This window comes from Pseudomonas sp. GL-RE-29 (genome assembly GCF_019947275.1).
Taxonomy (GTDB): domain Bacteria; phylum Pseudomonadota; class Gammaproteobacteria; order Pseudomonadales; family Pseudomonadaceae; genus Aquipseudomonas; species Aquipseudomonas fluorescens_A.
Genome location: NZ_JAGYGD010000029.1, coordinates 32,479 through 57,288 on the forward strand (window position 1 = coordinate 32,479; position 24,810 = coordinate 57,288).

The window sequence follows — 24,810 nt, forward strand, 5'->3', positions numbered from 1 at the left end:
TACGGGGTTTGCGGGCGGGCCGCAGATTCGGCGACCAGGTCACTGCGTCGCCGGCGTGAGGGCCTTGATCCGGTCCACCAGGGCATTCCCGGCGTTGTTGATCTTGTCGTTTTCCGGGTTTTTGCTGGCGTCCGGGTCGGTTACGACGCCGGCCAGAATTTCAGCCAGGTTATGGAAATGGCCGGATTTTTTTTCAGTGGAATCCTTGCCGCCATTGGCGTACTGATCCAGCGCATCTTGCAGCGTCATGTGCTGGGACAACCACTGCGGTGTGTTCTTTTCTTCCGGGCTCATGTTTTCGAGAAAGTTCATCGCCGCCTTGGCCCGACCGACCGGGTCATTGGCGAACGGGTCTTTCCAGTTCTTCTTCTGATCGTCGGGGCCGCTGTAGTAGCCCGACGCCAGACGAGCCTGCTGCTGCATCAGTGCTTTTGCTGCGTCCTGTTCATCCTTGGAGAACAGTCCGCCTTCATTGGTCGCGACGGCGTTGAGCGAGCGTCGATCCAGGTCACCCATCAGCGCATTGCGGTCTTCGACACTGCCGCTGTAAGGCTTATCGCCGGCCTTCATCTGCGCGTATTTTTCATCCATCCGTTTGCGCGCATCCGTGGCCACTTCGGCAAAGGTTTTGCCCGCTGAGCTGGAGACCGCGCCCGGCTGGGTAACACCCAGCACCAGGGCATCGGCGCTCATGCCTGGACGTACCGGGAAAAATGGCGCGTTGCCGGCAATCGAACCGCTGTAGTCAGCGGCTGTTTTGGAGAGGCTGAGTGAATCGTCGTTTTTGCTTTTGCCAGCCGTCTGCTCGGTTTCGCTGGCCGCGGGTTTAGCCTTGGCCTCGGCGGAGTTGTAATAGGCCAGGATGGCGGCGCTGTTGAAGGATGAGTTGACGTTCATGACTCGGGCCTGTCCATGTGCGATGCGGTTTAGGGACGACATGAGCGGTCAAGACTTTGACTGGCTCAGTGTATTGACGTTGATACATGGCAAGAACAGTGCCATCAGGGAGAGTGGCGGGCGAGGCGGGGATTTGTAACGGTCAGGACGCTTTTTAACGCGCGTGAAGAGGGGAGCTGTTTGCCGATGGCGGCAGATTGTCGCCGTCCGGTGTCAGTACTTGCCGCACCAAATGCTGTAGGAGCAAGCTTGCTCGCGATAGCGGACTGTCAGGCAACACAGAGGTTGCCTGTGTAATCGCCATCGCGAGCAAGCTTGCTCCTACAGGTCCGGTGGGGATTCAGTCTTCTTTTTTCATCAGCCCGGCCAACGCGGCAAACGGGTTGTGCGTCGCCTTGGCGATTTTCGGGGTGCTCAGCGAGCCTTCGCCGAAATACTGCTGGTCGGTGTAACGCGAGTGTTCGTTGTCGTGGCAATACAGGCACAACAGTTCCCAGTTCGAACCGTCCTGCGGATTGTTGTCGTGGTTGTGATCGCGGTGGTGCACGGTCAGTTCGCTCAGGCGCTTGCCGGAGAATTCACGGGCGCAGCGGCCGCACACATGCGGGTACATTTTCAGGGCTTTGTCGCGGTAGCCCATTTCCTTGTCGCGCTGATTGTCGGCGAGGATGCGGTCCAGCTTCGAGGTGTTGGTCGGGGTGGACGAACTCATGGGTTCACCTTTGTAAAAAGACTAATGACGGTTATGCAGTGAGTTTAGCTCAGCCCTTGAGCTTCTCGGCAATCCAGATGGTGTGGCGGGTGCCCTTGTTGCCGTGGGCGAAGACTTGCACTTCCTCGGCCTTGAACCCGGCTTTTTTCAGTTTGTCGGAAAACTGCCGGTCCGCGCTGGCCGACCAGACCGCCAGCACGCCTTTCGGTCGCAGGGCTTTGGCGCAGGCACTCAGGCCACCGGCGGAGTAGAGCCAGCTGTTGGCCCGCTGAGTCAGGCCTTCGGGGCCGTTGTCGACGTCGAGCATGATCGCATCGAAACCCTGCGGCTCGGCTTGCAGAACCTTGGCCACGTCATCCATGCGAATCACGGTACGCGGGTCGAGCAGCGGGTTGCCGGACTTTTCGCCTAACGGTCCACGGTTCCACTCCACCACGCCTGGCACCAGTTCGGCGACCACCACTTCAGCGGTCTTGCCCAGGTGCTTGAGCGCGGAGGCGAGGGTGAATCCCATGCCCAGGCCGCCGATCAATACCCGTGAGTTCGGGCGACCGGCGACCTTGCGGCAGGGGATCTCGGCCAAGGCGTCTTCGGAGCCGTGCATGCGTGTGTTCATCAGCTGCCCGCCGTCGCCGCCCTGGATCTTGATGACGAAATCCTCACCGTATTCGAACAGGCACAGGGCACCGCCGTTCTCGGGAATTGGGGCGGTGTCGAGCAGAACGAAACGTTTCATGGGACTCACTTGAAGAAAAATTGGCAGCAGAGGGGAAGGCAAACGGACGCAGTTGGGAGTAGCCTGCAACAGACAACAAGGCCAACGGAGCCATTGATGAAGCGCACCATTCTAACGGTCATTGCCTGGGCCGCGCTCTCGATAACTGCAGCGCAGGCCCAACAGTTACAAAGCATTCCCGTGAGCCCCGCGCTGACGCCAGGCTCGCCTGGCACCGCGACGCCAACGCCGTATCCGCAAATCAGCCCCGCCCCATTGCCCAGAGTCGGCCCCGGCAGTGGCGGTCCGCCGTTGGTGCCGATCGAGCGACCAAGCCCGCCCACCAAGGATCAACCGGTGCCGGGCATCGAGCAGAATCCACCGAAAGTTAAATCGCCCGGCGGTTAAACCTGCTGCGCGAGCAATTGCCCGTCGGCCATGCGCAAGCGTTTGGACAGCGAGACGGCGAGTGCGCGGATAATCTTTGCGGCGATTTTCGGGGCGTCGTTGAGCATCTTTTCCAGCGAATCCTTGCCCAGGTTGAGCAGTTGGCAGTTGCTCGCGGCGACGCAACTGGCCGATCGGCGTTCGCCATCGAGCACGGCCATTTCGCCGAACGAGCGGCCACTGCGCAACGTGGCGATGGTCACCCGTTGCCCGTCGCTGGTGGTTTTTTGCACCGCCACCTGGCCGGTATGGATGATGCACATGAAGCTGCCGGCATCACCCTCGTGGAAAATTTCTTCGCCCTGGGCAATGGTGCTGATGCTGAAGTAGCCCGAAGCGGCGGCAAAGTCGGCCGGCAGCAGCTGATTGAACAGGCCGCAGTCCATCAGCCAGTCGCGGATTTCGTTGTTCAGGAAGGTCGGTTCTGACATGTCGTGCGGTCTTTTTGTTGTCTGGTTCTGATCCGGATTTACCGCAAACCCCTGTAGGAGCTGCCGAAGGCTGCGATCTTTTGACTTTAATTTTCAAGATCAAAAGATCGCAGCCTGCGGCGACTCCTACAGGGTGCAGCGTTGTATCGGCCACTGGTGTCCGGAGTTAAGACCGGAGGACCAAGCCAAGTTCCTCAGGCAACGCCCAATACCTTGAACAAAAATGCATATTCGAGTGCTACGTCACGCAATCCTTGATATCGGCCACTCATACCGCCATGCCCGGCGCCCAGTTCGGTCTTGAGCAGCAGGGGGTTGGTGTCGGTTTTGGTCGCGCGCAATTTGGCCACCCATTTTGCCGCTTCCCAATATTGCACGCGGCTGTCGTTGTAGCCGGCGATCACCAAGGTCGCCGGATAGGCTTGTGCGGTGACGTTTTCGTACGGTGCGTAGGCCTTGATCCGATCATAGACATCCGGCTCTTCAGGGTTGCCCCACTCGTCGTATTCAGTAATGGTCAGAGGCAGGTCCGGGTCGAGCATGGTGTTGAGTACGTCGACGAACGGAACTTCGGCAATCGCCGCGCCGAACAGCTCCGGCCGCTGGTTAAGCACCGCACCGATCAGCAGGCCGCCGGCACTGCCGCCGCTGATCGCCAGTTGTGGCGCGCTGGTGAAACCGTTGGTGATCAGGTGTTCGGCGCAGGCAATGAAATCGCTGAAGGTGTTGTGTTTGTGCTCCTGCTTGCCGGCGCGATACCAGGCTTCGCCCAGTTCTCCGCCGCCACGCACGTGCGCGATGGCGAACGCCATGCCGCGATCCAGCAGGCTGAGGCGTGCATGGGAGAACCAAGGGTCGAGGCTTTCGCCATAGGCGCCATAACCGTACAGATAAAGTGGCGTCGGCTTACCGAGAGCTTCGCGTTTGACCACAAGGCTGATCGGCACTTGCGTGCCGTCGGGCGCCGTCGCCCACAGACGTTGGCTGACATAGGCATCGGCGTCGAACGGGCCGAGTACCGGGGTTTCCTTGAGGACTTTCTGTTCGCCGTTGGTCAGCAGCAATTGGCGGATTTGCGCCGGACGGTTCAACGCTTCGTAGCGCAGGCGAATCCTGTCGCTGACGAACTCCAGGCTGTTTTGCACGTGCAGGCTATACGCTGCATCCGGTAGCTGTACCCGGTAGCTCGGCAGGTCTTGCGGATGGACTTCGATGATCGGCAGACCACCTTCCCGCAGGCTCAGGGTCATGGCGCCGGCATTCAGGCTCATGCCGTCGATCATCACCGTGTCGCTGTGGGGGATCAGGTTCTGCCACTCTGCCTCGATTGGCGCCACGCCGGTATCGACTGCGGTGTACAGGGCAAAGTTGATACCGTCGCGGTTGGTGCGAATGAACCAGGTCCACTCGCCGTCGAGCGCGCCGTGGTCGACGTCGTACTCATGGTCCTCGACCCGTGGCGCGATGCAGGTAAAGGCTTGTTGCGGCTGGTTGGCGTCGAGCACCCAGACTTCGCTGGTGGTCTTGCTGCCCAGGGATAGCAGCAGTTGCTGCTCGGAACTTGAGCGGTAGCAATGCATGAAGAAGCGGCCGTCAGTCTCATGGAACACTTCTTCGGCCGCCGTGCCATCGAGGCGATAGCGGTACAGCTTGTGCGGGCGATGGGTGTCGTCCAGCTCGCCGAAAAACAGGGTCAGGCTGTCATTGGCCCAGGTCATGCTGCCGTCACAGTCCTGGAATTCCAGTTCGCTGATACGACCGTCGGACAATTCCTTCACGAACAGCGTGTAAATCTCATCGCCCGAGGAGTCGATGCTGTAGGCCAGGCGCTGGTGGTCCGGGCTGATGCTGAACGCACCAAGTGAGAAGAAACCGCCGTTGGCCAGCGCGTTCGGGTCCAGCAGCAGTTGTTCGCGGCTTTCATCGAGGGTCAGGCTGTCGTCTGCCGGACGTGGGCAGCGGTAGTGACGAGCGTATTCGTCACCCGCCGTGGTGCGCGTGTAATACAGATAGGGCCCCCACGGCGAGGGCAGGGACAGGTCGGTTTCGAGAATCCGGCCCTTGATCTCTTCGAACAGGGTTTCGCGCAATTCGGCCTGATCGGCGGTTTGCGCCTCCTGATAGCTGTTTTCAGCCTTCAGGTAGTCGAGCACCGCAGCGGTGTCGCGCTCCTGAAGCCAGGCATACGGGTCGCAGCCTTCGGCCTTGTGGGCGATTGGGGCGTCGGAAACGTTGGCGGATAGGGACATGGAGGGCTCTCGAACAATGTACGGAATAGGGGGCTTCGCAGACCGCTGGCCTGTGCAGAGCCTGTAGGAGCAAGCTTGCTCGCGATGGCGGCCCGACTGTCAACATTGATGCTGAATGTGCCGACCTCATCGCGAGCAAGCTTGCTCCTACAGGGCTGCGTCTTGACCGATGCCATTGGGCAAGCCTGACGTGCGAAAAGTCGTTACTATAAGCGCCTCTTTGCCTGCCTTGCCATGGACACCATGACCGAGAACGACTATCTGATCGCTTGGGGCCTCTACGCCTTTGCCGCTTTGGGCTGCCTGTTGGTGTGGATGCGTATCACCCGCTGGATGTGGCGTTGGCTGCGTGAGCCACTGCGTTTGCTGGTGGCGGTGCTGCTGTTTTCGCCGACCATCATTGACCCTGTGAAAGAAAAGGTCGCCCCGGCCATTGCCATCACCGCCCTCGACCTGTTGTTCAAGGTTGGCAACAACGCATGGCGGGCGATTTCCGATCTGTTCATGTACGGCATGATCGCTTTCGGCATTTACCTGGTGTTCGTGGCGATCCGCTTTCCGATCGAACGCAAAGCCAATGCGCGCAAGGAACAGGCCGCCGCTGCCAAGGCCGCCGCCCGTGCCGAAGAAGCGGAGGAAGAAGAGCATCTTTTCGGTGGTACCGGTGATGATCGTTACGGACGTCCGCCTGTGCCGAGCAATCCCCAGCGTATGCGCGTCGAACCGCGTTTGTAACGTTGCCCCTGGCTTGAAGCGAGATTCCGAGCATGTGTGAGTTATTGGGCATGAGCGCCAATGTGCCGACCGACATCGTGTTCAGCTTCACCGGGCTGATGCAGCGTGGCGGCCGTACCGGTCCGCACCGTGATGGTTGGGGCATTGCCTTCTATGAGGGCCGTGGCCTGCGTTTGTTCCAGGACCCGGCGGCAAGCTGCGAGTCGGAAGTCGCCAACCTGGTGCAGCGCTATCCGATCAAGAGTGAAGTGGTGATCGGGCACATTCGCCAGGCCAACGTCGGCAAAGTCTGTCTCTCCAACACCCATCCGTTCGTGCGCGAGCTGTGGGGCCGTAACTGGTGTTTCGCTCATAACGGTCAATTGGCGGACTTTCAACCGACCGCCAGTTTCTACCGCCCCGTTGGCGATACCGACAGCGAAGCGGCGTTCTGCGACTTGCTCAACCGCGTGCGCGCGGCCTTCCCCGAGCCGGTCGAGGTCGAAGAACTGCTGCCGGACCTGGTGGCCGCCTGCGCCGAATACCGCAGCAAGGGCGTGTTCAACTGCCTGCTCAGCGACGGCGACTGGCTGTTCTGCTACTGCTCGACCAAACTGGCGCAGATCACCCGCCGCGCCCCGTTCGGCCCGGCCCGCTTGAAGGATGTCGATGTGATCGTCGACTTCCAGGCCGAAACCACGCCCAACGACGTGGTCACGGTGATCGCTACCGAACCCTTGACCGAAAACGAAACCTGGACCCGCTACGAACCGGGCCAATGGAGCCTGTGGCGACGCGGCGAATGCGTCAGCCAGGGCAAGACCGAATAAGGATTCTCCTCCATGTTGCTCAGTTATCTACGGCTGGTGTTGTTCGCGGCGGGCCTGTTGATCGGTGTCCAGGTGCCGGGGTTCATCAACGACTACGCCAAGCGGGTCGAAGCGCATTTGATTGAAGCGCAGACCAGCCTCAGCGGTTTTCAAGGCACCGCCAATCAGTTCTTCAAGGGCGATATGCAGGCACTGGTGGCGCATTATCGCGCCAGCGAAGACCCGATTTTCCGTAGCGACGCCGACAGCCTGAGTAACCTGCTGACTCGTCAGGTCGCGTTGGACAAGCAATTCCAGGCGATGCAGGGGCCGTGGTACATCCGCGTGCTGCAAGTGGTGTTGGCCGCCGATCCGGACATCCGCAAGGAAACCTGGAATGGCTACAGCTACCAGATCCTGCTGACGCCGGAAGCGATGGTCTGGGGCATGAGCGGGGCGTTACTGCTGTCGTTCGGGATTGAATGCCTGTTCCGCTTGATCGACTGGGTGGTGTTGGGCGGCAAGCGTTTGCGCCAGAGCCGGCCGATTGAAGAGCGGGATTTGCGCGGGTTGTAAGATCAACATCAAAAGATCGCAGCCTTCGGCAGCTCCTACAGGGATCCGCCCCCGACGCGTTCCCCTGTAGGAGCTGCCGAAGGCTGCGATCTTTTGGTCTTGCTTCAACGATTCAAAACGATGTAACCCTCACCCACCCTGCGCGCATACCCCTCCAGCACCTGCTGACACAACGCCACAATCTCCTCGACCCATTCCGCGCCTACCCGCCACGACACCACCACCTGCAAATTCGGTGGTCGTTGCTCGATGTCCAGCAAGGTCAACTCGCCACGCGCCAGTTCCTCGGCCACCAGCACCGGCGGTAGCGCGCCGATGCCGAAGCCGTCACGCAGCAACCGGGTAATTGCCGACACCGAATTCACGCAGTTCAATCGCGGCGCCATGACACCGTTGGCCTGCATCAAGGCGAGCACTTCCTGGTGCGGATGGGAGTTTTTCGAGTAAGTGATGATCCGCTCATTCGCCAGGTCGGCGATGCCCGAATACTCACGGTTGTACAGGGAATTGCTGGCGACGATCCAGCCCATCGGGTGGCTGGCCAGTTCCAGGCTGCGCACGCTTTCCTGGCGCAGCAGGTCGGTTTGCAGGATCACATCGAGAAAGCCTTTTTGCAGCTGATCGCAGAGGTTCAGCGAGGTATCGGCCACCAGCTCGATTTCCACCAGCGGGTAGTGATCGGTCATCTGCGCCACCAGCGGACTCAGCCAGGTATGGATCACCGTGTCCATCACGCCGATGCGCACGCGACCGGTCTTGCTCGAACGGGTCTCGATCGACTGCTTGAGCGCCTGCATGGTGTCCATCATCTGCTCGGCGTAATCGAGCACTTTCAAGCCTTCCGGCGTCAGGCTCACGCCGCGTGAGTCACGCAAAAACAACTTCACCCCGAGCTCGCTTTCGAGCACGGCGATGCGGCTGGAAATCGACGCCTGGGTGGTGAATAGCTTGTCGGCGGTCAGGCGAAAACTCTTGAGTCGTGCGACCCAGACGAAGGTCTCGAGAAACTTCAGGTTCATGGGATAAAGATTTCTTATGCCTAAGGCGGGTTTTTATTAGTTGGACGCAGCGGGGGCAGGCGCCCAAGAATCAGGCCATCCGGTTCCCACGATAGGCGTCGTCGGGGCTCAGAACAATACCAATAAAATCAGCGCGGAGATTTGCCATGAGTGCGCCCGACACCCCCTTCATTCCGAAAGCCTCGGCTCGCCCGGGACCTTTCGACTGGTATCGCAATATCAATCAGCAGGAACGCCGCACCTTCTGGAGCTGCAAGATCGGCTATGGCCTGGACGGCATGGACACCCAGATGCTCAGCTTCGTGGTGCCAACCCTGATTGCCATGTGGGGCATCACCACCGGCCAGGCCGGGCTGATTCATACCAGCACGCTGATCGCTTCGGCCATCGGTGGTTGGGTGGCGGGGATTCTCTCTGACCGCATCGGTCGCGTGCGCACCTTGCAACTGACGGTGCTGTGGTTTGCCTTCTTCACCTTCCTCTGCGGTTTCGCGCAAAACTACGAGCAGCTGCTGATCGCGCGCACATTGATGGGCTTCGGCTTCGGCGGTGAGTGGACGGCCGGCGCGGTGCTGATCGGCGAAGTCATTCGCGCTCAGGACCGTGGCAAGGCCGTGGGTATGGTGCAATCGGGTTGGGCGCTGGGCTGGGGACTGACGGCGATCCTGTATGCGCTGCTGTTCTCGATCATGCCGCCGGAAGACGCCTGGCGCGCACTGTTCATCCTCGGCATCGTGCCGGCGATTTTCGTGATCTTCGTGCGCCGCCTGGTGAAAGACCCGGAAATCTACCGCGAAGCCAAAGCCAGGCAGGAACCGAGCAACCCGTCGAAGTTCTACGAGATCTTCGCCCCTGGCATGCTCTTCACCACGATTCGCGCTTCGTTGCTGACCACTGGCGCATTGGGCGGCTATTACGCGATCACGTCCTGGTTGCCGACTTTTCTGAAGAACGAACGCGGTTTGAGCGTACTCGGCACCGGCGGTTATCTGGCGATGGTGATCATTGGTTCCTACGTCGGCTACGTCATCAGCGCCTATTTGACCGACATCCTCGGGCGCAAAAAGAACTTCATCCTGTTCGCGGTGGGTTCGTTCACCATCGTCTTGCTGTACACCCAACTGCCAGTCAGTAACGGCGTGATGCTGTGGCTGGGCTTTCCGCTGGGCTTCTTCGCCTCGGGCATCTTCAGCGGCATGGGTGCGTTTCTGACCGAATTGTTCCCTACGCGCATTCGCGGTTCGGGCCAGGGTTTCTGCTACAACATCGGTCGGGCGCTGGCGGCGTTGTTCCCGCTGTTAATCGGCCTGCTCAGCCAGACAGTGCCGCTGAGTGTAGGAATCGGTGCCTTTGCGGCGGTTTCCTACGGCGTGGTCATCCTCGCGGCGCTTAGCCTGCCGGAAACCCGTGGCAAGCAACTCGACGCCCAGTAACTGATAACCTGCGGGCATGTCCTACGGATGTGTCCCGCAGCTAAAAAGAATAAAGCCTACAGGAGTGTTCATCGTGAGCCGCCTGCTACTGAACTGCGACATCGGCGAGAGCTTCGGCAACTGGACCATGGGTCTGGACGCCGAGGTCATGCCCTTCATCGATTGCGCCAACATCGCCTGCGGTTTCCATGCCGGCGACCCGAGCATCATGCGCAAGACCGTCAGCCTGGCCCTCAGCCACGGCGTGCAGATTGGTGCGCACCCGGCGTATCAGGATCTGGTGGGATTTGGCCGTCGTTCCATGGCTTATTCCACCCAGGAACTTCAGGACATTCTGCATTACCAGATCGGCGCCCTAGACGGTATTTGCCGGGCCCAGGGCGGGCGCGTCAGCTACGTTAAACCCCACGGTGCGATGTACAACGACATGATGGCCAACCCGGCGCAATTGCGTGCGGTGCTGCAAGCCGTGGCGTCCTATGACCGCAGCTTGCCGTTGATGCTGATGGCCACCCGCGACAACAGCGCCGCGCAGCAGTTGGGCGAGGAGTACGGTGTGACGTTGTGGTTCGAAGCCTTCGCCGACCGCGCCTACGACAGCGCCGGCATGCTGGTGTCGCGTCAATTGCCGGGGGCGGTGCATCACGATCCGGAAAAAATCATCGAGCAGGCGCTGATCATTGCCCGTGGCGATCACCTTACCGCCAGCGATGGCAGCGCCTTGCATTTGCAGGCCAACACCCTGTGCGTGCACGGCGACAACACCAGCTCGGTGGCCGCCGTGCAGCGCATTCGTGAAGCCCTGAATCAGCAGAGCGCGTCATGAAACTGCGGGTAGAAGTGGTCGCGCTCGATTGCCTGATGGTGCGTCTGTTCGATGAAATTGCCGAAGCCAACATGCCTTGGATGCTTGCTGCCAGCGAAAGTCTGCGGGCTGCATTCGGTGAGCATTTGATCGATTTGGTGCCGTCTTACACCACGTTGATGGTGCATTACGACCTGACCGCGTTGAGCCCGGTCCAGGCTCGGGAATTAATCGCTGAAGCGTTAATCGATCTATCGCCCAATGCACGCACAGGTGGCAAATGTCATGTGCTGCCGGTCTGGTACGACTTGAGCGTCGGGCCGGAGCTGAACCTGTTGTCGCAGCGCAGCGGCTTGGCGGTGGCGGAGGTGATCCGTCGGCACTGCGAGCGTGAATATCAGGTGTTCGCCTTGGGCTTTGCGCCGGGGTTCGCGTTCATGGGTTTAGTGGAAGAAGTGCTGGCCGCACCGCGTCTGAACACACCGCGCAAGAGGGTCGCCGCTGGCAGCGTCGGCATCGCTGAGCGGCAAACGGCGGCCTATCCGGTGGTTTCTCCGGGCGGCTGGAACCTGATCGGCAGAACGCCAGCCAAATTGTTCGACCGCCACCGCGACGGCTACAGCCTGATGCAACCGGGTGACACCGTGCGTTTCGAAGCGATCGGCCATGCCGAGTTCATCAACCTGGGCGGCGACGACACGCCATTGGAGGCGCAGGCATGAGCCGACTGACGATTGAAGCGAGTACGCCGTTGTGCCTGTTGCAGGATGCCGGTCGTTTCGGCGTGCGGCATCTGGGCGTGACCCAGGGCGGCGCGGCCGATTGGCGTTCGATGTCGTGGGCTAATTGGTTGCTGGGTAATGGACTGGATGCGCCGGTGATCGAAATCACCCTGGGCGGGTTCAGTGTCGTGGCCGAAGACGATTGCGTGCTGGCGCTGGCGGGGGCGGATCTTGGCGCGCAGGTGAACGGCGAGCCGCTGGCTCCGTGGCGCAGTTTCAGGCTGCATAAGGGCCAGCGATTGCAATTCACCCAGCCATTGCTCGGCGCCCGCGCTTATCTGGCCGCGCCGGGTGGCTTCGATGCGCCGAGGGTATTGGGCAGTAGCTCGACGGTAGTGCGTGAAGAGCTTGGTGGACTGGACGGGATGGGCCGAGCGCTGGGCAGGGGCGAGTCGCTGGGTTATTCGGGGAATTCGGTCATGTTGTTGCGGGAGTTGTCGTCAGAGCAGCGACCGGTTCTGAACCTCAACGAACCGTTGGACGTGGTGCTCGGTGCGCAGATCGGCGAGTTCAGCGGGCAAAGTCTGTTCGACGCGTTCAACAGCGTGTGGAGCCTCGACAGCCGCGCCGACCGAATGGGCATTCGTCTGTTGGGCACGCCCTTGCAGTACCAGGGCAAACCGATGATTTCCGAGGGGATTCCGCTGGGTGCGGTGCAGGTGCCACCGGACGGGCAACCGATTGTGTTGCTCAATGACCGGCAGACCATTGGCGGTTATCCACGGTTGGGAGCGTTGACGCCGTTGGCATTGGCGCGGCTGGCGCAGTGTCTGCCGGGGGCGCAGGTGCGGTTACGGCCGGTGGTGCAGGAAGTGGCGCATCGGGAGCACGTCGAATATCTACAGCGCTTTTAACTGTGGCGAGGGGGCTTGCTCCCGCTGGACTGCGCAGCAGTCCCATTTTTTTGAGAAAAGGGGTCGCTTCGCAACCCAGCGGGAGCAAGCTCCCTCGCCACAGGTTCAGTGTGTTATTTGGAAAGAAACCGCATCCCTTCCTCCAAACCGCGAAGGGTCAGCGGATACATCTGGTCATCAATCAAATCCCGCACAATATTGGTCGACGAGGTATAGCCCCAAGTGTCCTTCGGATACGGGTTGATCCAGATGAGCTTCTTGTACTTCTCCTTGAACCGCTGCATCCACACGTAACCTGCTTCTTCGTTCCAGTGCTCGACGCTGCCGCCGGCCTGGGTGATTTCGTAGGGCGCCATGGCGGCGTCACCGATAAAAATCACTTTGTAGTCGGCGCCGTATTTATGCAACAGGTCCTGGGTCGACGTGCGCTCGGAGGTGCGGCGCATGTTGTTCTTCCACACCGATTCATAAATGAAGTTGTGGAAGTAGAAATATTCCAGATGCTTGAACTCGGTCTTGCAGGCTGAGAACAACTCCTCGCAAATTTTCACATGGGCGTCCATCGAGCCGCCGATGTCGAACAGCAGCAACAGCTTCACGGTGTTGCGCCGCTCTGGACGCATCTGGATGTTCAGCAACCCGGCATCTTTGGCGGTGTGGTCGATGGTGCCATCGATGTCCAGTTCTTCCGCCGCACCCTGGCGGGCAAACTTGCGCAATCGCCGCAAGGCGACCTTGATGTTGCGCGTGCCCAGTTCCACTGAATCGTCGAGGTTTTTGTATTCGCGCTGATCCCAGACCTTGACCGCTTTGCCCTGGCGCTTGCCGGCATCGCCGACCCGAATGCCCTCCGGGTTGAAACCGCCGGAACCGAACGGGCTGGTGCCACCGGTGCCGATCCACTTGTTGCCGCCGGCGTGGCGCTCCTTCTGTTCTTCCAGGCGTTTCTTGAACTCTTCGATCAGCTTGTCCAGCCCGCCGAGCGACTGAATCGCCGCCCGCTCTTCGTCGGTCAGCGAGCGCTCGAATTCTTTGCGCAGCCAGTCTTCGGGGATCAGGGCCTGCAAGTGATCGTCGAGTTTTTCCAGGCCGTTGAAGTAAGCACCAAAGGCCCGGTCGAACTTGTCGAAATGCTTTTCGTCCTTCACCAGGATCGCCCGGGACAAGTAGTAAAACTCGTCCATGTCGGCGAAGGTCACGCGCTGTTTCAGCGCGTTGATCAGGTCCAGCAGCTCGCGTACCGAGACCGGCACCTTGGCTGCGCGCATTTCATTGAACAGGTTGAGCAGCATGGTATTTGCCCCGGATGATCAACGACTGCCGCGACGGCTCATGAACGCCAGGCGCTCAAGCAGTTGCACGTCCTGTTCGTTCTTCACCAGCGCACCGGCCAGCGGAGGAATGGCTTTGGTCGGATCGCGTTCACGCAGCACCGCTTCGCCGATGTTGTCGGCCATCAGCAGCTTTAGCCAGTCCACCAGCTCGGACGTAGAAGGCTTTTTCTTCAGGCCCGGCACCTTGCGCACGTCGAAGAACACGTCCAGCGCTTCGCTGACCAGGTCTTTCTTGATGTCCGGGTAGTGCACGTCGACGATTTTCTGCAGGGTGGTGCGGTCGGGGAAGGCGATGTAGTGGAAGAAGCAGCGGCGCAGGAAGGCGTCTGGCAGCTCTTTTTCGTTGTTGGAGGTAATGATGATGATCGGGCGTTTCTTGGCCTTGATGGTCTCATCGATCTCGTAAACGTAGAACTCCATCTTGTCGAGTTCTTGCAACAGGTCGTTAGGGAACTCGATGTCGGCCTTGTCGATTTCGTCGATCAGCAGAATCACCCGCTCTTCGGATTCGAACGCTTCCCAGAGCTTGCCCTTTTTCAGATAGTTGCGAACGTCGTGGACCTTTTCCGTCCCCAGTTGCGAATCACGCAGGCGGCTGACCGCGTCGTACTCGTAAAGACCCTGATGCGCCTTGGTGGTGGATTTGATGTGCCAGGTGATCAGCTTGGCGCCAAAGGATTCGGCCAGTTGCTCGGCGAGCATGGTCTTGCCGGTGCCCGGCTCACCCTTGACCAGCAATGGCCGTTCCAAGGTAATGGCGGCGTTGACTGCCAGCTTCAGGTCATCGGTGGCGACGTAGGCCTGGGTGCCTTCGAACTTCATCTGCTAATCCTCGAACGGTAACGCCGACCTGAACGAGGCAGGGCGGGGCGCAATAATTGTAGTACCCGACTATAACGCGCTGCCCGGTCGACTGTGAACGCAGACGGCTTATTCAGTCTCTGAATGGGGCGTCACATCTTGACTTGGTTTCGGCGGCTGGCCAGTATTGAGATATCGCCATTTTGGCGATAGCTTGCCGGGCATGTCTACTAAATATCGATTTCGCGATACGTACCGCATTCAGTTGCGCGAGAAGGATCATCCGCCGCCCCATGTACACCTGACCGGTGGCGGGCTGGACGTCATGTTGAGCCTGGAAACCGTCGAAGTGATGGTAGGCAAGGCACCGCCGCTGATTATCAAGGAAGCACTGGAATGGGTCAGGGCCCACCAGACGCAATTGCTGGAGGATTGGAAACGATGTTACCCATGAAACGACCACGGCTGTCGGCGGTGCGGGCATTGCCGAATCACCGGCTGGCGCTGACCTTTATCGACGGCCAGCAACTGACGCTCGACCTGAGCCGCGATCTTGAGACCTTTCCAGGGTTGCAGCCATTACAGGGAAACGCATTCAATGATGCGACGCTCGGTGATGATGGCTGGTGTGTGGAGTGGCCAGAGCTGGACATTCAGATTGGCGCCGACACTTTGTACCTGGATGCACTCGCGCAAAACTCTTCGGATGAAAACACCCGAATCTTCATTGACTGGCGTGCTCGTACTGGATTGCCCCTCAACCAGGCGGCCGAGGCATTGGGGGTCAGTGCCCGCAGCATCAGCCGGTACAGCAGCGGTCGCGAAGCGGTGCCCCGATCACTTGCCCTGGCCTGCCTTGGCTGGGACTTTCTGCAACAGCAAACGAAGCAGCCACGCGCGGCCGAGGACTCCGGCCGCTACACCGTCACGCGCAAACGTTAACCGGCATCTGGCTTGGGTCGTTCATAACGCGCATTGAAGGCCTGGATGAAACCATTGCGTAAAATCTGCAAAAACGCCTGGAACGCGCTGATATCTTGCCGATGTACGTTGCCGCTCAGTTCGACGCGGGTGGCAAACTGGTTCTTGCCCTGATTTTTCAATACCGTTTCGGAGCCACCGACGATGGCTTCCCATATGGAACGAAAAATCCCTTTGTCCTTGTTTTCCACGTCCTGCTGCCAGTTGAACACGTCGACGTCTTTGAGCAGCGGTTTGATGTAGCCGGTTAATTTCGCCTTTTTGGCCTGTGCTTCGATTACCACGTCGCCATGGCCGGCATTGAAGTCGAATTTGCCGTAGGCCGAGGCAAAGTCGTTCATGCGTTTGAGCTCGATGTCCCTGGCTCGCAGGCGGAATTCGAAATCCTCGAAGTTGCTCAGCGGATCGAAGGTTGCTGTGGTTTCCAGAGGCGCGTGCCCCAGCAGCAGGGCTTTGCCTTCGAAGCGCGCGTCGCGTTTGCCTTCGGTATCGACTACGTTGGTCAGGTTGTAAATGCTGGCGTTGACCTTGGTGGCGTTCATGTTCACGGGCGGTTTGGAGTTGAAGTTTCGAAAGGTGATCTTGCCGTCATCGATCTTTACTTCGTTCAACGTGATCGGCAGCAATTTGCCCAATTGGGCACGCCAGTCGGTGCCTTGACCGGTTTGGGAGTTTTTCTTGTTGGCGCCACCGTCGACGAAGTTCACTTCGGGATTGACGAACCGCACCTCGGCTACGACCGCGTGGTCGTACCACAGCGAGTGCCAACTGACCGAGAGATCGATCAACGGCGCATTGACGAACGGCACCGGCACCTTGCCGTCGACTTTGACGATTTTCAGGCCGTTGATTTTGTAGGCCCCACGCCACAGCGCCAGGTCCACATCGGTGATCTGACCGCGGTAGTCGCCCATGTCCGCCAATCGGTCATTGAGGTAATCGCGGACCAGGTAGGGCAGCGCGAAGTGCAGGGCAATCAGCAGCACAACGAGGCCGGCGAAGGTCCATAGGGGCCAGCTGTATCGACGTTTCATGGTGGCAAATCTCTGGCGTTCTAAAGCCATTGACTGCGCGGGGCTCCGGACGTTCGACCTGACTGGACGCCTAACGGTAACAGGCATACCTTTGTGCGCTTATTAAATGCTGTAGTAAGGACCCAGCCATGAGCCGCATTTACGCTGACAACGCCCATTCCATCGGCAATACACCGCTGGTGCAGATCAACCGTATCGCCCCGCGCGGTGTGACCATCCTGGCCAAGATCGAAGGGCGCAACCCGGGTTATTCCGTCAAGTGCCGGATCGGCGCCAACATGATCTGGGACGCCGAAAGCACCGGCAAACTCAAGCCTGGCATGACCATCGTCGAACCGACCTCCGGCAATACCGGCATTGGCCTGGCCTTTGTGGCCGCCGCGCGTGGCTATAAATTGATGCTGACCATGCCGGCGTCCATGAGCATCGAGCGCCGTAAAGTGCTCAAGGCGCTGGGTGCTGAGCTGGTGTTGACCGAGCCGGCCAAGGGCATGAAAGGCGCCATCGAGAAGGCGGGCGAAATAGTTGCCAGCGATCCTTCGAAATATTTCATGCCGGCACAGTTCGATAACCCGGCCAACCCCGCCATCCATGAAAAAACCACCGGGCCGGAAATCTGGAATGACACCGATGGTGCTGTTGACGTCCTGGTGGCAGGCGTCGGCACAGGCGGAACCATTACCGGCGTTTCGCGGTACATCAAGAATACCCAGGGTAAACCGATTATCTCGGTGGCGGTGGAGCCAGTGGTGTCGCCGGTGATCACCCAGGCGTTGGCCGGTCAAGAGATCAAGCCGAGCCCGCACAAGATCCAGGGCATCGGCGCCGGGTTTGTGCCGAAAAATCTGGATCTGTCGATCGTCGACCGCGTGGAGTTGGTCAGCGACGAGGAGTCCAAGGCCATGGCTCTGCGCTTGATGCAGGAAGAAGGCATTTTGTGCGGTATTTCCTGCGGTGCGGCGATGGCGGTGGCGGTACGCCTGGCGGAGACCCCGGAGATGCAGGGCAAGACCATTGTGGTGATTTTGCCGGATTCTGGTGAGCGCTACCTGTCGAGCATGCTGTTCAGCGATCTGTTTACCGACCAGGAGAATCAGCAGTAACAGCTTCTTTTGGAAAGAGAGTGGAGGGGGGGTAAATCCTCCCACCACGGCGAGTTTGATTCGGGTCAGCCGGCGTTCAGGACCGCTGTGTTAATCAGTGCTTTATTGCACAACCGTTAAGAGTGAATGCTGAGACAGGCAGTTTTTTCATGGGTTGGCAGTATTTATCATGCCGCCTGCGACGTCGGGTAAATGGCGTTGTGCAAAGAGTCTACTGCCAAGGAGTTGTTGATGACCTTTTCATTTGTCGCCAAGGCGTCGCTGTTGCTGCTGTTTCTCGGCAGTACCCTCTACGTGCATTTGCGTGGCAAGGCGCGTTTGCCGGTCCTGCGTCAATTCGTTAACCATTCGGCGCTGTTCGCACCCTATAACGCTCTGATGTACCTGTTTTCCGAGGTACCTTCGAAACCCTATCTGGACCGTAGCAAGTTCCCTGAACTGGACGTGCTCAAGGACAATTGGCAGGTCATTCGCGAGGAAGCGATGCACCTGTTCGACGAGGGCTACATCCGCGCCGCCGAGAAGAACAATGACGCCGGTTTCGGTTCTTTCTTCAAGAAAGGCTGGAAGCGTTTTTACCTCAAGTGGTATGACAAATCGCTGCCCTCGGCAGATCTCCTGTGCCCGAACACCGTGGCCCTGCTCAGCCGTATTCCCAAAGTCCGCGGCGCCATGTTCGCGCTGCTGCCGGGCAACAGCCACCTCAATCCCCATCGCGATCCCTTTGCCGGTTCCCTGCGTTATCACCTGGGCCTGTCGACACCCAATTCCGACGATTGCCGCATCTTCGTCGACGGTCAGGTTTACGCCTGGCGCGACGGTGAAGATGTGATGTTCGATGAAACCTACGTGCACTGGGTCAAGAACGAAACTGACAAGACGCGGGTGATCCTGTTCTGCGACATTGAGCGGCCACTGAGCAACCGCTTGATGACGGGCATCAACCGCTGGATCAGCGATCTTCTGGGCCGCGCCACCGCCCCGCAGAACCTCGATGACGAACCCGTTGGCGGGATCAATCAGGCTTACGCCTGGAGCAAAAAATTCAGCGACAAGGTCAGCGATGTGGTGAAGCAGTGGAAGCGTCGTAACTCCAAGGCCTACCGAGTCTTGCGTCCAGTGCTGGCGGTGGCGGTACTGACGTTGTTGGGGTGTTGGTTGTTTGGGTGAGATCTGTAGGAGCTGGCTTGCCAGCGATCGCGGCCGAACCATCAACCTTGATATCGCAGACATTGCGCTATCGCCAGCAAGCCGGCTCCTACAGGTCTGCGGCGAGTTCAATCAACTCATTGCAATATGTGTCGAGCGCTGGTTATAGTCAGCGCGCAGTGAGTTTCAGGACTCACTTTTTTATCCCTCAAGAAAAGATCAACCCAATGCCTGCATCCCTCGTCAACGCGGTAGTCGATTCAGCGATCAACGCTGGCGTCGTGCCGTGCGGGAATCAGCAGCCGGGGCAGATCAGTCATTACCCCCCTCCTGTCAGTCGCACGCCAGTGTGCGCGGTGGTCTCGCCGCCGGGTGTTGGCGTTTCGGGCTGATCAGCGATTTCTGCTGTTACCTGCGCCCATCTAAACAAAACGACTGAATTTCAGCTTCGGCTGAGTTGGCTTTTTGCCTGACTACAGGTGGTATTCATGTTTGTCCTTACGAAAAAATCCGCGCTCGCGGCGGCGTCCACGAGCCTGTTCGTTTTGCTGTGGAGCAGCGGGGCGATTTTCTCCAAATGGGGCCTGGCCCATGCGTCGCCGTTTGCGTTTCTGCTGATTCGCTTCGCCATCGCTTTGTGCGGTTTGATCCTGCTGGTGCCGTTGCTCAAGCTGAAGTTGCCCAAGGGCGGCAAGCCGATGTTGTATGCGATGGCCACGGGTGTGGTGTTGCTGGGGGCTTATCAGATTTTTTATCTGCTGGCCCTCGACCTGAAAGTGACGCCGGGGGTGATGGCGACGATCATGGGCGTGCAACCGATTCTCACAGTGGTGATCATGGAGCGTCAGCGCTCGGCCAGCCGGATCTTCGGCCTGTTGCTGGGGCTGACCGGGTTGATCATGGTGGTCTACCAGGGCATCGGTCTGGCCGGCATGTCGCTTGCCGGGATGCTCTTCGGTCTGCTGGCGCTGGCGAGCATGACGTTTGGCTCGATCATGCAGAAACGCATCACCGATAATCCTCTCGGCACGTTGCCGGTGCAGTATCTGGCCGGGCTGTTGCTGTGCGGGATTTTCGTGCCGTTCCAGCCGTTCCACTTCGAGCACAGCAGTGGTTTTATCGTGCCGGTGTTGTGGATGGGGCTGGTGGTGTCGGTGCTGGCGACGTTGTTGCTTTACCGCTTGATCGCCCGGGGCAATCTGGTGAATGTCACCAGTCTGTTTTACCTGGTGCCAGCGGTGACGGCAGTCATGGACTACCTGATTTTCGGCAATCGCCTCGCGATGTTGAGCATCCTCGGCATGTTGCTGATCATCGTCGGTCTGGTGTTCGTGTTCCGTAAAACCGGTTAAAACTCGCCACCCTTGTAGGAGCCAGCAAGCCGGCTCCTACAGGTTTTGCGTTATCCGTGAAGAACCGTTTTATTTTGTCAGCGCATGTTCGGCGCGCACCGAGTTCATGAACGCCTGCATCGCCGAGGATTGAATGCGATGGCGGCGAGTGATCAGCCCGTACGGCGGCAGTCGTGCTTCGAACTTGATCGGCAACACCGCCAGCAGATCACGGCCGGGATAATCCTCGACCACCGACACCGGGGTGACACCGAGCATATCGGTCTGCTGAATCAATGAGAGCAGGGTCATGATCGAAGTGGTTTCGACGATGCTGTTGGGGATGTCGACCCGCGCATTGTGGAACACCTGATTGATGATCGCGCGCATCGGGCTTGGCTGCTGTTGCAGTACCCAAGTCATGTTCTGCAATTCCGCCCAACCCAGATGCTTCTCCTGCGCCAGCGGATTTTGCGCACCGGCAATCACGCACAGTTCTTCTTCACCAAGGCTGTCGAAAAGCAGTTCTTCGGCTCGGGCACCGGGCGGAATCCGGCCCAGCACGATGTCCAGTTGATCTTGCAACAGCGCCTGCACCAGCACGTCGCTGGTATCGACCTGAATGCTCATGGACAAGCGTGGATGGCTTTGCTTCAACGTGGCGATGGTGCGGGTCAACAGCCCCGAGGCCAGCGCCGGAATGGCGCCGACGGCGACTCGGCCGAGGTTGCCCGATTGCAGCGCCACCAGCTCTTCGCGCATGCCGCTGAGTTCGGCAAACACCATGCGTGCGTAGTAGATGACGGTTTCCCCGAACGGGGTAGAGCGCATGCCCCGAGGCAGACGTTCGAAGAGCTCGACGCCGAGCAAATCCTCAGCCTCGTGCAGCATCTTGGTGGCGGCCGGTTGGGTCATGCCGATGTGGTCGGCGGCGCGGCGCAACGAGCCGAATTCCTGGAGTGCCAGCATCAGCCGCAATTGGCGCAGACGCAGTCGACTGTGGATCACGTTGGCATCAGGAATTCGGGACATTGGGCCGTGCTCGCAAAAGGGACTGCGGCAAGCCTGACAACAAATGTCAGGCGTTGCCAGCATTGCGTGTCACAGCACCGATTTTGGCTTGGCGACGTGAGGTTTGCGCAGGCCCATCAACGTTGCCAAGGCCTTGGAAATCAGCGGCCAGAACAGCATCAGCAGCGCTGCCGTGGTCAGGCTGCCCACCAATGGGTTGGACCAGAAGATCCCGAGGTGCCCGTCAGAGAACAGCATCGACTGACGGAACGCGTCTTCGGCCTTGTCGCCCAGCACAGCAGCCAGTACCAGCGGCGCGATCGGGTAGCCGAGTTTCTTGAACAGATAACCCAGCGCGCCGAAGCCCAGCATCAGCACCACGTCGAAGAACGAGTTGTGCACCGAGTAGGCACCGATGGCGCAGACCATAATGATGATCGGCGCGATGATCGAGAACGGAATGCGCAGGATCGAGGCGAACAGCGGCACGGTGGCCAACACTACGATCAGACTCACCACGTTGCCCAGGTACATACTGGCGATCAGGCCCCAGACAAAATCATGCTGCTCGACGAACAGCGTCGGGCCGGGGTGCAGGCCCCAGATCATCAAACCGCCGAGCATCACCGCCGCCGTGGCCGAGCCGGGAATGCCCAGGGTCAGCATTGGCAACAGCGCGCTGGTGCCGGCCGCGTGGTCGGCAGTTTCCGGGGCGATCACGCCTTCCAGTTCACCCTTGCCGAAGTTGTCGCGGTTTTTCGAGAAACGCCGCGCCAGGCTGTAGCTCATGAACGAGGCAGCGGTCGGCCCGCCAGGCGTAATGCCCATCCAGCAACCGACCAGGGTGCTGCGCACGATGGTCCACCAGTAGCGCGGCAACTTGGCCCACGTACGCAAGATCACCATCGGCGTGATGCGCGCATGTTCGCCACGGAATACCAGGCCTTCCTCGACCGTGCAGAGGATTTCGCCGATACCGAACAGACCAATCACCGCCACTTCGAAGCTGATGCCGGTCATCAAGATCGGTTGATCAAACGTCAATCTCAGGTTGCCGGACACAGTGTCCATGCCGACCGCCGCCATGGCGAAACCGATCATCATCGCCACCACGGTTTTCAGCGGCGGGTTCTTGCTCATGCCGATGAAAGTGCAGAACGCCAACAGGTACACCGCGAAGAACTCGGGTGAACTGAATGACATGGCGAACGCGGCAATCTTGGTCGAGAGGAAAGTCAGCAACAACACCCCGGCCAGCGCGCCGAGCAGTGCCGAACTGAACGCAGCGGTCAGGGCCTCGGCGGCGCGACCTTCGCGGGCCATCGGGTAGCCGTCAAACGTCGTCGCCACCGATGAGGGCTCACCGGGGATGTTGAACAGGATCGAGGTGATCGAGCCACCAAACAGCGCACCCCAATACATGCACGACAGCAGAATGATCGCCGACACCGGCGACATGGTGAACGTCAGTGGCAGCAACAGCGCCACACCGTTGGGGGCGCCGAGGCCGGGCAACACGCCGACCAGAATGCCCAGCAGCACGCCGATCACCATCAGGCCGATGTGGCCCGGGGTCAGGATCAGGTTCATGCCTTGCAACAGGGAATCGAATTCGCTCATTTGAAATTTCTCCCGGCCAGGGCAATCCAGTCGCCCAACGGGCCGGCATCCAGCGGGACCTTGAACCACAGCGCGAAAATCAGGTAGCTGGCGAGTACCGCGCCGAGGGATACCGTGCCGATCATCAATTTGCCATAAGGCTTGGCGCGGACCTTGTCACGCCACATGAACCAGGCGATGAAGCACGCCGAGGAGACGTAGATGCCGGTGAGCGGCATGGCACCGACGAACAGCGCAATCGGGATGAACACCGACAACACTTGCTTGAACGCACTGCGGCTGACAAATGCAATGCTCAGCGCTTGCCAGCGGACCACGGTCAGCACGCCGTTAGCGACGCTCGCGGCGCTCAACATCAGGCCGATGTAGAAGGGGAAGTAACCCGGCTCGGGGCCGGCATCGCCCCAACCGATACCTTGTTCGACGCTGCCGAACATCACCACCACGCCAATCAGCGCCGTGAAGATCGCCAGGCCGAGCTCGACCCAACGGGTACCGACGAACGCGGGTGAATCCGAGGAATGAGACATGAAAACACCTCCAGCAGATGACGGCCGCCCGCAGGCGAGCGGCCGTGACAACCTTAGTTTTTCAGCCAGCCGGCTTCTTTGAATACCGGCGTGACGCGGGCGGTGTCTTTTTCGATGTAGGCGGTCAGCGGCTCGCCTTCGAGGAAGGTTGGCACCAGAGCGTTCTGCTTCACGTAGGCCTTGAACTCATCGGTCTGCGTGACTTTGCGCATCAGCTCGACGTAGAACGCGCGTTGCTCGGCAGTGATGTCGCCGGGCATGAACACGGTACGTGGGAAGCGGTATTGATCGATGCCCAGGCCTTGTTCGTGGCAGGTCGGCACGTCGGCCCAGGATTTATCGCCGGCGACTTTCTCGGTATAGCTCATGCGTTCCTTACTGAACACACAAAGCGGCTCGACCTGGTCGCCGCGCCATTGGCTGATGCTTTCGCTCGGGTTGTTGACGTTTGCGGCGATGTGTTTGCCGGCCAATTGAGTCGCGGCTTCGCTGCCGCTCTTGAACGGGATGTACACCAGTTTGCTGTTGTTGGTCTGGTTGAGCAGCAGGGTCAAAGTCTGGTCGACATCCTTGGACTGGCTGCCGCCCATGCGCAGCTTCGATGGATCAGCCTTGGCCGCTTCGTAGAAGCCTTTTGCGTCTTTCCATGGCGCATCCTTGTAGCTCCAGAGAATGAAGTCATCCTCGGCCACGGCGGCAATCGGCGTCAGCTCCTGCCATTGGTACCCGAGCTTGGACACCAGCGGCAACAGGTAGATGTTGTTGGTGCCGATCACCAGTTTCTCGGCATCGCCCTTGTTCATTTTCATGTCGAGGAACGCTTCGGCGCCGTTGCCGCCGCCCTTGTTGAGGACGATGGTATTGACGTCGAGAAACTTGTGCGTGGTGATGATCGACTGGATCAGGCGACCGAGTTGGTCAGTGCCGCCACCAGGGCCACCGGCGACCACGATTTCGACGTTCTTGTCCGGTTGCCAGGCGGCCTGAGCGAGAGCGGGAAGGGTTGCGGCGGCGATCAGCGTGCAGCCAAGAAACAGACGGGAAGAGCGACGGACGAATGCATTTCGCATGGGAAGGGCCTCGTATCTGTGTTTTTGTAATTGTTATGAGCGACTTGTTTGAGCGGTTAAGCCGCAAGCCTTGGACTGAGTGTGGGAAGCCGCCGCCTCCGCGTCTAGTCAAAACAATACATACACCGATAGCCTGGGGTTATAGCTCTCAAACGGAAAAGCCACGGATCTTGCTCGGAGCATTGCGCTAGAGCATTTTTCGTAACAAGTCGAAATAGTAAGGGAAGGGTGAAAGCCCATTGAAAGCGGGGTATGCCATAACCCGAAGCTATCACCTGATTTCAAGTTTTGATTAGACGGTTATCACAGAGCCTTCGATAGTGCTCAACAACGCCGTGGAAAAAACGGCACAACCCTGTAGGAGCCGGCTTGCTGGCGATAGCGGCGTGACAGGCGCCATCAA

At 59.4% G+C, this 24,810-nt stretch carries 27 protein-coding genes; 14 read left to right on the forward strand and 13 right to left on the reverse strand.

Annotated elements, in window-relative coordinates:
- Positions 1-39 precede the first annotated feature (39 nt).
- The 3 genes from KGB21_RS21635 to KGB21_RS21645 form a co-directional block, all read right to left on the reverse strand.
- Entirely contained in the window at positions 40-897 is an 858-nt protein-coding gene (locus KGB21_RS21635; protein WP_223506667.1) for a hypothetical protein, read from the reverse strand.
- A 340-nt stretch (positions 898-1,237) separates the two neighbouring features.
- Entirely contained in the window at positions 1,238-1,609 is a 372-nt protein-coding gene (locus KGB21_RS21640; protein ID WP_007944009.1) for a YajD family HNH nuclease, read from the reverse strand.
- 49 nt (positions 1,610-1,658) lie between these two features.
- Positions 1,659-2,345: a spermidine synthase gene (locus KGB21_RS21645; protein ID WP_034150026.1), complete on the reverse strand. Its 687-nt coding sequence runs from the start codon at positions 2,343-2,345 to the stop codon at positions 1,659-1,661.
- 96 nt (positions 2,346-2,441) lie between these two features.
- Between KGB21_RS21645 and KGB21_RS21650 the strand changes: the two genes are divergently transcribed.
- Complete coding sequence (locus KGB21_RS21650) at positions 2,442-2,732, forward strand: hypothetical protein (protein ID WP_080758060.1); 291 nt, start codon at positions 2,442-2,444, stop codon at positions 2,730-2,732.
- Here the strand turns inward: KGB21_RS21650 and KGB21_RS21655 are convergent.
- Positions 2,729-3,202 (reverse strand): cyclic nucleotide-binding domain-containing protein, encoded by a 474-nt coding sequence (locus tag KGB21_RS21655; RefSeq protein WP_034150025.1) that lies wholly within the window; start codon positions 3,200-3,202, stop codon positions 2,729-2,731. The genes KGB21_RS21650 and KGB21_RS21655 overlap by 4 nt on opposite strands.
- Positions 3,203-3,396: 194 nt before the next feature.
- Positions 3,397-5,451, reverse strand: a complete 2,055-nt coding sequence (locus KGB21_RS21660; RefSeq protein ID WP_223506668.1) for a S9 family peptidase — start codon at positions 5,449-5,451, stop codon at positions 3,397-3,399.
- A gap of 234 nt (positions 5,452-5,685) precedes the next feature.
- On the opposite strand from KGB21_RS21660, the gene KGB21_RS21665 reads away from it, so the two are divergent.
- From KGB21_RS21665 to KGB21_RS21675, 3 genes are read left to right on the forward strand one after another with little or no spacing between them, the layout of a single operon-like run.
- The gene (locus KGB21_RS21665; protein WP_223506669.1) at positions 5,686-6,186 is read left to right on the forward strand and encodes an MFS transporter; all 501 of its coding nucleotides are present in this window, start codon (positions 5,686-5,688) and stop codon (positions 6,184-6,186) included.
- A gap of 32 nt (positions 6,187-6,218) precedes the next feature.
- Positions 6,219-6,995, forward strand: coding sequence for a class II glutamine amidotransferase (locus tag KGB21_RS21670; RefSeq protein WP_034150022.1), 777 nt, complete (start codon positions 6,219-6,221; stop codon positions 6,993-6,995).
- A gap of 12 nt (positions 6,996-7,007) precedes the next feature.
- Positions 7,008-7,550 (forward strand): DUF2937 family protein, encoded by a 543-nt coding sequence (locus KGB21_RS21675; RefSeq protein ID WP_223506670.1) that lies wholly within the window; start codon positions 7,008-7,010, stop codon positions 7,548-7,550.
- A 104-nt stretch (positions 7,551-7,654) separates the two neighbouring features.
- Here KGB21_RS21675 and KGB21_RS21680 read toward each other — a convergent pair whose 3' ends face one another.
- On the reverse strand, positions 7,655-8,569 hold the full coding sequence (locus KGB21_RS21680; RefSeq protein WP_034150020.1) for a LysR family transcriptional regulator: 915 nt from the start codon (positions 8,567-8,569) through the stop codon (positions 7,655-7,657).
- 146 nt (positions 8,570-8,715) lie between these two features.
- Between KGB21_RS21680 and KGB21_RS21685 the strand changes: the two genes are divergently transcribed.
- The 4 genes from KGB21_RS21685 to KGB21_RS21700 all read left to right on the forward strand — a co-directional run bounded on the left by KGB21_RS21685 (position 8,716) and on the right by KGB21_RS21700 (position 12,443).
- Positions 8,716-10,002 carry an MFS transporter gene (locus tag KGB21_RS21685; protein WP_034150019.1) on the forward strand — a complete coding sequence of 429 codons (1,287 nt, stop codon included), beginning with the start codon at positions 8,716-8,718 and terminating at the stop codon, positions 10,000-10,002.
- Between the two features lie 73 nt (positions 10,003-10,075).
- Entirely contained in the window at positions 10,076-10,828 is a 753-nt protein-coding gene (locus KGB21_RS21690) for a 5-oxoprolinase subunit PxpA (protein WP_223506671.1), read from the forward strand.
- A complete protein-coding gene (locus KGB21_RS21695) occupies positions 10,825-11,529 on the forward strand; it encodes a 5-oxoprolinase subunit B family protein (RefSeq protein WP_034150017.1) in 705 nt (234 codons plus the stop codon). Before KGB21_RS21690 ends, KGB21_RS21695 begins: the two co-directional genes overlap by 4 nt.
- Positions 11,526-12,443 carry a biotin-dependent carboxyltransferase family protein gene (locus tag KGB21_RS21700; RefSeq protein ID WP_223506672.1) on the forward strand — a complete coding sequence of 306 codons (918 nt, stop codon included), beginning with the start codon at positions 11,526-11,528 and terminating at the stop codon, positions 12,441-12,443. The genes KGB21_RS21695 and KGB21_RS21700 overlap by 4 nt, the downstream gene beginning before the upstream one ends.
- A 113-nt stretch (positions 12,444-12,556) precedes the next feature.
- Here the strand turns inward: KGB21_RS21700 and KGB21_RS21705 are convergent, their stop codons facing one another.
- Positions 12,557-13,735, reverse strand: coding sequence for a vWA domain-containing protein (locus KGB21_RS21705; RefSeq protein ID WP_027925858.1), 1,179 nt, complete (start codon positions 13,733-13,735; stop codon positions 12,557-12,559).
- A gap of 18 nt (positions 13,736-13,753) precedes the next feature.
- Positions 13,754-14,599, reverse strand: a complete 846-nt coding sequence (locus KGB21_RS21710; protein ID WP_034150015.1) for an AAA family ATPase — start codon at positions 14,597-14,599, stop codon at positions 13,754-13,756.
- A gap of 202 nt (positions 14,600-14,801) precedes the next feature.
- On the opposite strand from KGB21_RS21710, the gene KGB21_RS21715 reads away from it, so the two are divergent.
- Complete coding sequence (locus KGB21_RS21715; protein WP_034150014.1) at positions 14,802-15,032, forward strand: DUF4160 domain-containing protein; 231 nt, start codon at positions 14,802-14,804, stop codon at positions 15,030-15,032.
- Positions 15,020-15,520: a DUF2442 domain-containing protein gene (locus tag KGB21_RS21720; RefSeq protein ID WP_223506673.1), complete on the forward strand. Its 501-nt coding sequence runs from the start codon at positions 15,020-15,022 to the stop codon at positions 15,518-15,520. Before KGB21_RS21715 ends, KGB21_RS21720 begins: the two co-directional genes overlap by 13 nt.
- Here KGB21_RS21720 and KGB21_RS21725 read toward each other — a convergent pair.
- Positions 15,517-16,593 (reverse strand): DUF748 domain-containing protein, encoded by a 1,077-nt coding sequence (locus KGB21_RS21725; protein WP_223506674.1) that lies wholly within the window; start codon positions 16,591-16,593, stop codon positions 15,517-15,519. The genes KGB21_RS21720 and KGB21_RS21725 overlap by 4 nt on opposite strands.
- Before the next feature lie 128 nt (positions 16,594-16,721).
- Between KGB21_RS21725 and cysK the strand changes: the two genes are divergently transcribed.
- From cysK to KGB21_RS21745, 4 genes are all read left to right on the forward strand, one after another.
- The gene (gene cysK, locus KGB21_RS21730) at positions 16,722-17,696 is read left to right on the forward strand and encodes a cysteine synthase A (protein ID WP_034150011.1); all 975 of its coding nucleotides are present in this window, start codon (positions 16,722-16,724) and stop codon (positions 17,694-17,696) included.
- Between the two features lie 231 nt (positions 17,697-17,927).
- On the forward strand, positions 17,928-18,866 hold the full coding sequence (locus KGB21_RS21735) for an aspartyl/asparaginyl beta-hydroxylase domain-containing protein (protein WP_223506675.1): 939 nt from the start codon (positions 17,928-17,930) through the stop codon (positions 18,864-18,866).
- A gap of 206 nt (positions 18,867-19,072) precedes the next feature.
- Positions 19,073-19,237: a hypothetical protein gene (locus KGB21_RS21740; RefSeq protein WP_223506676.1), complete on the forward strand. Its 165-nt coding sequence runs from the start codon at positions 19,073-19,075 to the stop codon at positions 19,235-19,237.
- A gap of 96 nt (positions 19,238-19,333) precedes the next feature.
- Positions 19,334-20,197, forward strand: a complete 864-nt coding sequence (locus tag KGB21_RS21745) for a DMT family transporter (RefSeq protein ID WP_034150009.1) — start codon at positions 19,334-19,336, stop codon at positions 20,195-20,197.
- Between the two features lie 69 nt (positions 20,198-20,266).
- Here KGB21_RS21745 and KGB21_RS21750 read toward each other — a convergent pair whose 3' ends face one another.
- The 4 genes from KGB21_RS21750 to KGB21_RS21765 form a co-directional block, all read right to left on the reverse strand.
- Positions 20,267-21,208 carry a LysR family transcriptional regulator gene (locus KGB21_RS21750; protein ID WP_034150008.1) on the reverse strand — a complete coding sequence of 314 codons (942 nt, stop codon included), beginning with the start codon at positions 21,206-21,208 and terminating at the stop codon, positions 20,267-20,269.
- Positions 21,209-21,277: 69 nt separating this feature from the next.
- Positions 21,278-22,807, reverse strand: a complete 1,530-nt coding sequence (locus tag KGB21_RS21755; protein WP_223506677.1) for a tripartite tricarboxylate transporter permease — start codon at positions 22,805-22,807, stop codon at positions 21,278-21,280.
- Complete coding sequence (locus tag KGB21_RS21760) at positions 22,804-23,337, reverse strand: tripartite tricarboxylate transporter TctB family protein (RefSeq protein WP_034150006.1); 534 nt, start codon at positions 23,335-23,337, stop codon at positions 22,804-22,806. The genes KGB21_RS21755 and KGB21_RS21760 overlap by 4 nt, the downstream gene beginning before the upstream one ends.
- Positions 23,338-23,390: 53 nt before the next feature.
- The gene (locus tag KGB21_RS21765) at positions 23,391-24,407 is read right to left on the reverse strand and encodes a Bug family tripartite tricarboxylate transporter substrate binding protein (RefSeq protein WP_034150005.1); all 1,017 of its coding nucleotides are present in this window, start codon (positions 24,405-24,407) and stop codon (positions 23,391-23,393) included.
- Positions 24,408-24,810 lie beyond the last annotated feature (403 nt).